Origin of the sequence: Salinisphaera orenii subsp. halophila YIM 95161, assembly GCF_003732545.1 — a bacterium.
Classification (GTDB): Bacteria; Pseudomonadota; Gammaproteobacteria; order Nevskiales; family Salinisphaeraceae; genus Salinisphaera; species Salinisphaera orenii_A.
In genome coordinates, this window is record NZ_AYKF01000065.1 from 48,112 (window position 1) to 58,634 (window position 10,523).

A 10,523-nucleotide genomic window follows, 5' to 3' on the forward strand; every position below is an offset into this window, starting at 1 on the left:
CATGGCCGAGATCCAGACGCTGGCACGGCCCTATGCGGAGGCCGTCTTCGAGATCGCACAGGCCGGAGGCACGCTGGATGCGTGGTCCAACGCGCTGGCCGCGCTCTCGGCCGTGGTCCGCAATCCGGACGTGGCTGCGGTGCTCGACAATCCCGAGATCGACGATCGCGTGCTGGCCGATGCCATCATCGGCATCGCGGACGACGACCTCAACGACGGGGCACGCAATCTCGTGCGTCTGCTGGTCGAGAATTCCCGGCTCCGTCTGGTGCCCGACATCGCCGACCAGTTCGAGTCGCTCAAGGCCGAAGCCGAGAACCGGGTCGACGTGAGCGTGACGTCCGCCGTCGAGTTCTCGGAGGACCAGCAGGCCGCGCTCGCGCAGTCGCTCGAGCAGCGGCTGGCGCGCACCGTGCGCCTGAGCTTCGAGCGCGATGAGAGCGTGATCGGCGGCGCGGTCATCCGGGCGGGCGATCTGATCATCGACGGGTCGCTGCGCGCCCAGCTCGAGCGCATGCGGCAGTCACTGGCGCACTAAGCCCGGCTCTTACAGGCGATCATCCGCCGGCGGCAGGCGCCGCGGCGACAAGGACACAGAGGACAAGGTCAATGCAACTCAATCCGTCGGAAATCTCAGACCTGATCAAGAAGCGGATCGAAAACTTCGATTCCGTCACCGAGTCGCGCAACGTCGGCACGCTGGTCAGCCTGGCGGACGGCATCGCCCGCATTCACGGGCTGGCCGACGCCATGCAGGGTGAGATGCTCGAATTCCCGGGCGGCACCTACGGTATCGCGCTCAACCTCGAGCGCGATTCGGTCGGCGCGGTGCTCATGGGCGAGTACACCCACATCTCGGAGGGCTGCGAGGTCAAGACGACCGGCCGTATTCTCGAGGTGCCCGTCGGCGACGAGCTCCTGGGTCGCGTGGTCGATCCGCTCGGCATTCCGATCGACGGCAAGGGCGAGCTGGGCACGACCCAGACCGCGCCGATCGAAAAGGTTGCGCCGGGTGTGATCGAGCGTCAGTCGGTCGACCAGCCGGTGCAGACCGGTCAGAAGTCGATCGACGCCATGATTCCGATCGGCCGCGGCCAGCGCGAGCTGATCATCGGTGACCGTCAGATCGGCAAGACCGCGATCGCGATCGACACGATCATCAATCAGAAGAACAGCGGCATCAAGTGCATCTACGTCGCCATCGGGCAGAAGAACAGCTCGATCGCGGCGGTGGTGCGCAAGCTCGAGGAACAGGGCGCGATGGATCACACCATCGTCGTAGCTGCAGGCGCGGCGATCTCGCCGGCGCTGCAGTACATCGCCCCGTACGCCGGCTGTTCCATGGGCGAGTTCTTCCGAGACAAGGGCGAGGATGCGCTGATCGTCTTCGACGATCTGTCCAAGCAGGCGGTGGCCTATCGTCAGATCTCGCTGCTGCTGCGCCGGCCGCCGGGTCGCGAAGCCTTCCCCGGCGACGTGTTCTACCTGCATTCGCGTCTGCTCGAGCGCGCGTCACGCATCAACGCCGATTATGTGGAAGAGCTCACCAACGGCGAGGTCAAGGGCAAGACTGGCTCGCTGACGGCGCTGCCGATCATCGAGACGCAGGCGGGCGACGTCTCCGCGTTCGTGCCGACCAACGTGATTTCCATCACCGACGGTCAGATCTATCTCGAGGCCGACATGTTCAACTCCGGCATTCGGCCGGCGGTGAACGCGGGTCTGTCGGTTTCGCGCGTGGGCGGCTCGGCCCAGACCAAGATCATCAAGAAACTGGGTGGCGGCATTCGTCTTGCGCTGGCGCAGTACCGTGAGCTGGCCGCCTTCGCCCAGTTCGCCTCGGATCTGGATGCCGCCACCCGCAAGCAGCTGGAGCACGGCGAGCGCGTTACGCAGCTGATGATCCAGAAGCAGTATCAGCCGCTATCGGTCGCGCTGATGGCCGCCTCCCTGTTCGCCGCCGAGAAGGGCTATCTCGACGACGTCGACGCCGACAAGGTCACCGATTTCGAAGCCTCCCTCCATCAGTACATGGAGACGGAGCAGAAGGAATTGATGGACCAGATCAACGAGACCGGCGACTACGGCGACGAGGTCGAGCAAGCCCTGCACAAGGCGCTGAAACAGTTCAAGGAGACGCACACCTGGTAACGACACCGGGCGTCTTTTTGGCATCGTTTAACGGAGTTTCCGAATGGCCGGCGCAAAGGAAGTCAAGGGCAAGATCAAAAGCGTAGAGAATACGCAGAAGATCACCAAGGCGATGGAGATGGTCGCCGCATCGAAGATGCGCAAGGCCCAGGAGCGCGTCGAGGCGGCGCGGCCCTATGCGGAGAAGATCCGCCGCACCATCGGGCATCTGTCCGAGGCCAACCCGGACTTCGAGCATCCGTTCATGGTCGAGCGCGAGGTCAATCGCGTCGGCATGATCGTCATCTCGACCGACCGGGGACTCTGTGGCGGTCTCAATATCAACCTGTTCCGGCAGGTGCTGGCGGAGATGCGCCACTGGGAAGAGCGCAACGTGCCGGTCGAGCTCGTGGTCATCGGTCGCAAGGCGGCGTCGTTCTTCCGGCGGCTGACCGACATCAAGGCCGAGGTCCTGGATCTGGGCGATCGCCCGCACATCGACGACTTGATCGGCACCATCAAGGTGATGCTGGACGACTACCGGGAAGGCAACGCCGACCGGCTGTTCCTGATGGGCAACCGCTTCGTCAACACGATGACCCAGAAGCCGGAGAGCCAGCAGTTGCTGCCGGTGCAGCCGGCGGACGATGACGACCTGCCGGATCACTGGGACTACATCTACGAGCCGGAACCGGCCGAGCTGCTCGAGGACATCCTCGTGCGCTACGTGGAGGCCCAGGTCTACCAGGGTGTGGTCGAGAATGTCGCCTGCGAGATGGCGGCGCGCATGGTCGCGATGAAGTCGGCCTCCGACAACGCGGGCGACATCATCGACGACCTCCAGCTGGAGTACAACAAGCAGCGTCAGGCCGCGATCACCCAGGAGCTTTCGGAGATCGTGGCGGGCGCCGCCGCCGTGTCGTAGCCCGGGCGCGGCAATCAACGCATTCAAGAGACATACCGGCAGCCCGAGCGCTGCCCATGTGAGGAATCGGAAATGAGTAGCGGTAAAGTCGTACAGATCATCGGTCCGGTCGTGGACGTGGAATTCGATCGCGAATCGTTGCCCAACATCCATGACGCGCTGATCCTCAAGGAAAAGGACCTGGTGCTCGAGGTCGAGCAGCAGATCGGCGACGGCGTCGTGCGCTGCATTGCCATGGGCGTGACCGAGGGGCTGACCCGCGGTGGCACCGTCGAGAACACCGGCGCGGCGATCTCGGTGCCCGTCGGTCAGAAGACGCTCGGCCGCATCATGAACGTCCTCGGTCATCCGATCGACAAGGCGGGCGACATCGGCGCCGACGAGACCGCGCCGATCCATCGCGAGCCGCCGACGTTCGAGGAGCAGGCCGGCAGCCAGGAGTTGTTGGAAACGGGCATCAAGGTCATCGACCTGCTCTGCCCCTTCGCCAAGGGCGGCAAGGTCGGCCTGTTCGGCGGCGCCGGCGTGGGCAAGACCGTCAACATGATGGAGCTCATCCGCAACATCGCGGCCGAGCATTCCGGCTATTCGGTGTTCGCGGGCGTCGGCGAGCGGACCCGTGAGGGCAACGACTTCTACTACGAGATGCAGGAGTCGCAGGTCATCGACAAGGTCGCCCTGGTCTACGGCCAGATGAACGAGCCGCCGGGCAACCGTCTGCGCGTCGCGCTCACCGGCCTGACCATGGCCGAGTTCTTCCGCGACGAAGGCCGCGACGTCCTGCTGTTCATCGACAACATCTATCGTTACACGCTGGCCGGCACCGAGGTCTCGGCGCTGCTGGGCCGCATGCCCTCCGCCGTGGGCTATCAGCCGACACTGGCCGAGGAGATGGGCCTGCTGCAGGAGCGCATCACCTCGACCAAGACCGGCTCGATCACCTCCGTGCAGGCGGTCTACGTGCCCGCGGACGACCTGACCGACCCGTCGCCGGCCACGACCTTCGCGCATCTGGACGCCACCGTCGTGCTGGCGCGCTCGATCGCGGAGCGCGGCATCTATCCGGCGGTGGATCCGCTGGATTCGACCTCGCGCCAGCTCGACCCGAACGTGATCGGCCAGGAGCACTACCAGACCGCACGCGATACCCAGCAGACGCTGCAGCGCTATCGCGAGCTCAAGGACATCATCGCCATTCTGGGCATGGACGAGCTCTCCGAAGAGGACAAGCTGTCGGTCTCCCGCGCCCGCAAGATCGAGCGCTTCCTGTCGCAGCCGTTCTTCGTGGCCGAAGTGTTCACCGGCGCGCCCGGCAAGTACGTGCCGCTGTCCGAGACCATCCGCGGTTTCCGTGGCATTGTCGACGGCGACTACGATCATCTGCCCGAGCAGGCCTTCTACATGGTCGGCACCATCGACGAAGCCGTGAAGAAGGGCGAGGACATGGACAAGCAGGCGGCCTAGGGTCGTCTTGGATCGCGCATCGGCGCGCGGCCGTACGGGCCGCGCGCGCCACAGGGCAGGGTTATGAAAATACATGTCGACGTTGTGAGCGCGGAAGGCGAGATCTATTCGGGATCCGCCTCCATGGTGTTCGTCGCCGCCGAACTCGGCGAGGTCGGCATCGCGCCGCGACACGCGCCGCTGTTGACGCGGATGCGTCCCGGTCAGGTGCGCGTGCAGCAGGAAGGCCAGGACGAAGTCACGTTCTTCGTCTCGGGCGGGGTGCTCGAAGTGCAGCCCCATCTGGTCACCGTGCTTGCCGACACCGTGGAGCGCGCCGCGGACATCGACGAGGCCGAGGCCGAGAAGGCCAAGAAGCGCGCCGAAGAGGCGATGGCCGAGGCGCACGACCGCGTCGACATGGCACGCGCCCAGGCCGAGCTCGCCGAGGCCGCGGCACGGCTGAGCATCGTCCAGAAGCTGCGGTCGGGTCACTGACGCATCGCGCGCGCCCGCGCGCGCTTTTCACAATACGCGTCAACTATCGGCGCTAACTTGCGGTTTCAGCGAATCGCGACTAGATTGGTGCGCTGCAGCGATCCTCTGTGCCGATCCATCATCCGCGTCATGCTTCGCGTCGCTTCACACCCTATCGGTCCGGCCCTGCTGGCAGGGCTGGCCATGGTCTGCGCGACGGGCGCCGACGCCGCGCCGCCACAGACGATCTCGCCGTTCGTCTCCTCGTCGTTCAATCGCACGGTCCACGGACAGTCGCGGGGCGTCGATCTCTCCGTCGGCGGGCGGAATCTCGGTCATGCGCGGGCGTTCGCCGGTCTGGATGCGTTGAGCAACGCCAGTCAGCAGTACCTGACGAGCGGGCTCCAGTGGCGATCGGATGTCGCCGGGACGCCCGCGTTGCGCATGTCGGCGCTCCGGACCGAAGGTCGCAGCGGCGAGCTCGGGCGCAGCCAGACCCTGACGCGGGCGGCCAACCGGCTGGATCTCGGCGAGCGCTGGTTTCTGCCCACGCTCGAGACGGAAGTCGCGCAGGTGAGCAACAGCCGGATGGCCGATGCGCCGGCCTTGGGCGGTCGCGCGGCGCGCCTGGGTCTGGTCGAGACCTTCGATACCCAGAGTTATCGTCTCGGCTTCTTCCAGGCGGATCCGACCTTCAACGCCCTCGGGAGTTCGGTACGTGCCGGCGATGCGGGCTTCGAAGTCGGCGGCAGCCAGGCCGTTGGTGGCGATTGGAAATTGTCGCAGACGCTGCGCCTGCATCAGGCGACGGCGCTGCGATCGCAGGCCGGGCTGGTGCAGGAATGGCGGCTGTCGCGGAACGCGCGGCTCACGGACATCGGCCGCCCTTGGCGGTTCAGCGCGCAAGTCGGCAACCCCGGTCTGGGCACGCACGCGGACCATGCGCCGATGGCACTGCAGTTGCTGGTGCCAACCGCACGCGTCAGCGACTGGCGTCTGGATACGAGCGTCGGCTGGTACGACCCGGTGATGGCCGCGCCCGGCGGCTTGCCGGTCAGCGGCTCGATGTGGCGGGTCTCGGCCACGCGCGGACTCAGCCTGGGCGGTCTGTCGGCGGAAGTCTCGCCAAGTCTCGCCGTCGGGGGCAGTCGTTTCGACGATCGTGAATACGGTGGCCGTGCCGGCTTCACGCTGGGGCTCGCCGATCGGATCGATCGTGTCGATCTGAGTGTGGATTATCTCAGCGACGGCTGGGGCGCGGCGCCGGAGGACGACGGCGATGTGCAGCTGATGCTCAATTATCGCCAGAGCACGGCCGCCCTCGTGCCGCGACTTCACTCGATGGCTCGCGCCCTGCGCCTGCCGTGGGTGCCGCGCTATTGAGTGGCGCGCGCCCTTCGAATCGACGAATTTGTTAGATTGAACGCTGAATCCGGCGGAGCCGAGTCGATCGCGCCGCGGGGATGCGGGGCCACACATCATTGGAGTGTCGAATGAAAAGGCGTTGGTCACGTGGCCTGCTGTGGGGGTGTGTCGTTTTCGGTCTGGCGGCAATCGCGCCGCTGTCGTTGGCGCAGGATTCGTCCGCTGCCGCCGAGCAGGAGCAGAGCGACGATGGCTCGGCGTCCGACGCAGGATCCACGGGAGAGGCGTTCGGCTACGAGGCGGTGGTGGCAAAGGCCAAGGCCCGGGCCGACAAGGCCTACGCCGCCCCATCGGGTATCCCCGATTTTCTCGAGGAGCTCGACTGGGCCGGTCTCGACCGCATACAGTTCAAGCGGGATCAGGCGCTGTGGCATGACAGCGATCGTCCGTTCGAGGCGATGTTCTATCACCCCGGCTCCTATTACACCCACCCGGTCTCGATCCGGCTGATCAATGCCAACGGCGAGGGCCGCTTCGCCTTTGACAAGAACCGGTTCAGCTATCCGGACGACAAGATGCGCGAGCGCGTGCCGGATGACCTGGGCTATGCCGGCTTCAAGCTGCTGCACGAGCTCAACCATCCCGAGAAGATGGACGAGGTGCTGTCCTTTCTCGGCGCCTCGTATTTCCGTGGCCTCGGCGCCGACCAGCATTACGGTCTGTCGGCGCGCGGGCTGGCCATCGATACCGGGTCCGACGACGGCGAGGAGTTCCCCGCCTTCACCGACTTCTGGCTGGTGGAGCCGGCCGCGGACGACGACACGATGACCGTGTTCGCGTTGCTGGACTCGCCGAGCGTGGCCGGCGCCTATCGTTTCGAACTCGAGCCGGGCGACGCGACCGTGACGCACGTCGAGATGACGCTGTTCACGCGCAAGGCGATCGACAAGCTCGGCATCGCGCCGCTGACCAGCATGTTCATGTGGGGCGAGAACAGCCTGTCCCGGCTCGACGACTATCGGCCGGAGGCGCACGATTCCGACGGCCTGCTGATATCGGCGGCCAACGGCGAATGGCTCTGGCGGCCGCTGGTCAATCCGCAGACGCTGTGGATGAATCAGTTCTCGGCCGAGAACGTCCGCGGTTTCGGGCTGTTGCAGCGGGATCGCGATTTCGACCACTACCAGGATCTGGACTACGAATACGAGCGGCGCCCGAATGCCTGGATCACGCCCGACGGCGACTGGGGCGCCGGGCGCCTCGAACTCGTCCAGATCCCCTCGGACAGCGAGGTCAACGACAACATCGCGCTGTACTGGATCCCGAAGGAGTCGGTGAAGGCCGGCCAGCGGCTGCACTACGCCTATGACATCAAGTGGAGCACCGAGGGCGCGGTCCCGAATTCGCTCGGCCACGCGCAGGCCTCGCGTATCGGCCGGGCTGCGACGGTGCCCGGCCAGCCACGCAACACCATCCGCGTGGCGATCGAGTTCGTCGGCGGCGAGCTCGGCGGGCTGGAGGATTCCGCGGCCGTGCAGCCCCGGGTGAACGCGTTGCGCGACGCCACCATCAACAATATCCAGGCGGTGCGCAATCCCCATACCGGCGGCTGGCGGCTGACGTTTCTGGTGCCGACCGATTCGCTGGATTCGCCCCTCGAGCTGCGCGCCTACCTCGCCGGCAAGGAAGGCGGCGCGCTGACGGAGACCTGGAGCTACGCGCTCAAGCCGTGACCGATGCCCCCGCCAGCGCTGGGCCCCTCGCGGTCGTCGATGATTATCTCTCGCGGCTGAGACTCGGCGATGCGCGCAGACGCGAGCTGCGGGCATGTGTCGCTGCGGAGGCGCCGGCCGATCGGGCCGAGGCCCTCGACTGCCTGCACCGCCATCTCGCGGCCACCTGCGACGAGGCGACGGCCGACGACCACGAGCGCGATGTGGCCGCGCGCCTGGACGGCGCCTACCCGGGTCTGCGCTCGCGGATGGCGGGCCGTTCGCGCGCCGGGCTGTTCCGCGGCGCATCGATGCCGGGACTCAACCGGTGGCCCATGTCCCCGGCGGATGTGGATCGCCGCCCCTGGCGTTTTCTGTCCCGGGTCTGGCCGGGGCTGCGCCGGGCGCAGCGGCGCCTGCCGCGGGCGGTGCCCAGCCGCCTGAAGTCGGTGGTGCGCCGGCGCCAGATCCTGCTGGCGCTGATGGTCGCGCTGCCGGCCGCCGGCGCGGCCGCCTACATGGGCACGGTGCTGCCCCACCGCGGCGCCACGCTGCTCGAGGGCGTCATCCTGGGTGCCGCCTTTCTCCTGTTCGCCTGGATCCTCGTCGGTTTCTGGACCGCGCTGTCGGGGTTTTTCGTACTCTGGCGCGGGGATCGCTATCTCGTGCGAGCCGAGCCGGAGGCCGTGCCGGACGACGCCGCCCGCACGGCGATCGTGATGCCGATCTACGAAGAGGACGTGTCACGCACCTTCGCCGGGCTGCGGGCGATCTACGAGTCGCTGGAGGCCACCGGTCGCCTCGACGGGTTCGATTTCTTCGTGCTCAGCGACTCGATCAAGCCGGACACCGTCGCCGCCGAGGAGCGGGCCTGGGCCGACGCCTGCCAGACGCTCGACGCCTTCGGTCGGCTGTTCTATCGCCGCCGGCGTGCACGGGTGAAGCGCAAGAGCGGCAATCTGGCCGATTTCTGTCGGCGCTGGGGCGGCCATTATCGCTACATGATCGTGCTCGATGCCGATAGCATCATGACCGGCTCCACGCTCACGCAGCTGGTCGACCGGATGCAGGCCAACCCCAGCGCCGGCCTGATCCAGACGCCGCCGACCGCGGTCAATCGCTCCAGTCTGCTGGCTCGCGTGCAGCAGTTCGCGACCCGGGTCTACGGCCGCATGTTCGCGGCCGGCCTGCATTACTGGCACCTGGACAATGCCCACTACTGGGGCCACAACGCGATCATCCGGATCGCGCCGTTCATGGCCCATTGCGCGCTGCCGCGCCTGCCCGGCCGCGGGGCGCTGTCCGGCGAAATCCTGTCGCACGATTTCGTCGAGGCCGCGCTCATGCGGCGCGCCGGCTGGGGGGTCTATATCGCCTACGATCTGCCGGGCAGCTATGAAGAGGTCCCGCCCACGCTGCTCGAGGAGCTCGGGCGCGATCGACGCTGGTGCCAGGGCAACATCCAGCATATCCGGCTGCTGTTCTCGGACAATCTCGCGCCCGCCCACCGCGCCCTGTTCGCCAACGGGGTGATGGCCTACACGTCGGCGGCGATCTGGTTCATCTTCCTGCTGCTGTCCAGCGGCGAGGCCGTGCTCGAGGCCTTGCGCACGCCGGACTATTTCCCGGTGGCCGGGGCGCTGTTCCCGCAGTGGCCGGTCTGGCAGCCGATCTGGGCGATCAGCCTGTTCGTGGCGACGCTGATCGTCCTGTTCCTGCCCAAGATCCTGGGCATGGCCATGATCATCGCGCGCGGGCGTCAGGCGGATTTCGGCGGCGTCGGCAGCCTGATCGGCTCCACCCTGATCGAGATCGTGCTCACCTCGCTGCTGGCGCCGATCCGCATGCTGGCGCACACCCGGTTCGTGTTCACGACGATGCTCGGCTGGCAGGTCAAGTGGAACAGCCAGCAGCGAGCGGATGCCCAGGTGGCCTGGCTGCGGGCGCTGCGGTTCCATCTGCCGGGGATGGTGCTCGCCGCCGTATGGGGCGGGCTGCTGCTCTGGTACACGCCGGGTTTCGCGCCGTGGCTGGCACCGATTCTCGTGCCGCTGCTGATCGCGCCGGCGATCACCGTACTGACCTCGCGCACGGATCTCGGCGTCTGGCTGCGCGATCACGATCTGCAGCTGATTCCCGAGGAGCGCAATCCGCCGCCGGAGTTGTCGCGTCTGGTGGCGCTGCTCGTCGGCGCCCCGGCGGAGCCCGATTTCGCCGCGGTCGTCGTCGACCCCACCCTCAATGCGCTGCATGTCGGCCTGCAGGGACGTGCGCGGCGGCTGACCCCCGAGCTCGACAGCTATCGCGACGATCTGCTCGTTCAGGTTCTGGAAAACGGGCCCGGCGCACTCTCGACGGATGAAACGCGGATCCTGCTCGCCGACCCGGCGCGCATGGATCGGCTGCACCGCCGGGTGTGGGCCGAGGTGCCCGCGGCCTGGGCCGATCGGCTGGGGGGCCCCGCCCCCCCC

8 protein-coding genes are annotated in these 10,523 nt (G+C 66.9%); all 8 read left to right on the forward strand.

Annotation, left to right across the window (positions count from 1 at the left end):
• Nucleotide 1: 1 nt before the first annotated feature.
• Nucleotides 2-538, forward strand: coding sequence for a F0F1 ATP synthase subunit delta (locus SAHL_RS04725; protein WP_123590249.1), 537 nt, complete (start codon nt 2-4; stop codon nt 536-538).
• A 71-nt stretch (nt 539-609) separates the two neighbouring features.
• A complete protein-coding gene (atpA, locus tag SAHL_RS04730) occupies nt 610-2,151 on the forward strand; it encodes a F0F1 ATP synthase subunit alpha (RefSeq protein WP_123590250.1) in 1,542 nt (513 codons plus the stop codon).
• 43 nt (nt 2,152-2,194) lie between these two features.
• Complete coding sequence (atpG, locus tag SAHL_RS04735) at nt 2,195-3,055, forward strand: F0F1 ATP synthase subunit gamma (RefSeq protein ID WP_123590251.1); 861 nt, start codon at nt 2,195-2,197, stop codon at nt 3,053-3,055.
• Nucleotides 3,056-3,127: 72 nt separating this feature from the next.
• On the forward strand, nt 3,128-4,519 hold the full coding sequence (gene atpD, locus SAHL_RS04740) for a F0F1 ATP synthase subunit beta (protein ID WP_123590252.1): 1,392 nt from the start codon (nt 3,128-3,130) through the stop codon (nt 4,517-4,519).
• 63 nt (nt 4,520-4,582) lie between these two features.
• Entirely contained in the window at nt 4,583-4,996 is a 414-nt protein-coding gene (locus tag SAHL_RS04745; protein WP_123590253.1) for a F0F1 ATP synthase subunit epsilon, read from the forward strand.
• Between the two features lie 129 nt (nt 4,997-5,125).
• The gene (locus tag SAHL_RS04750) at nt 5,126-6,358 is read left to right on the forward strand and encodes a hypothetical protein (RefSeq protein ID WP_148045486.1); all 1,233 of its coding nucleotides are present in this window, start codon (nt 5,126-5,128) and stop codon (nt 6,356-6,358) included.
• A gap of 110 nt (nt 6,359-6,468) precedes the next feature.
• Nucleotides 6,469-8,073: an OpgD/OpgG family glucan biosynthesis protein gene (locus SAHL_RS04755; protein WP_184947375.1), complete on the forward strand. Its 1,605-nt coding sequence runs from the start codon at nt 6,469-6,471 to the stop codon at nt 8,071-8,073.
• On the forward strand, nt 8,070-10,523 hold a 2,454-nt coding region (mdoH, locus tag SAHL_RS04760), incomplete at its 3' end, for a glucans biosynthesis glucosyltransferase MdoH (RefSeq protein WP_123590256.1). The genes SAHL_RS04755 and mdoH, both read left to right, overlap by 4 nt.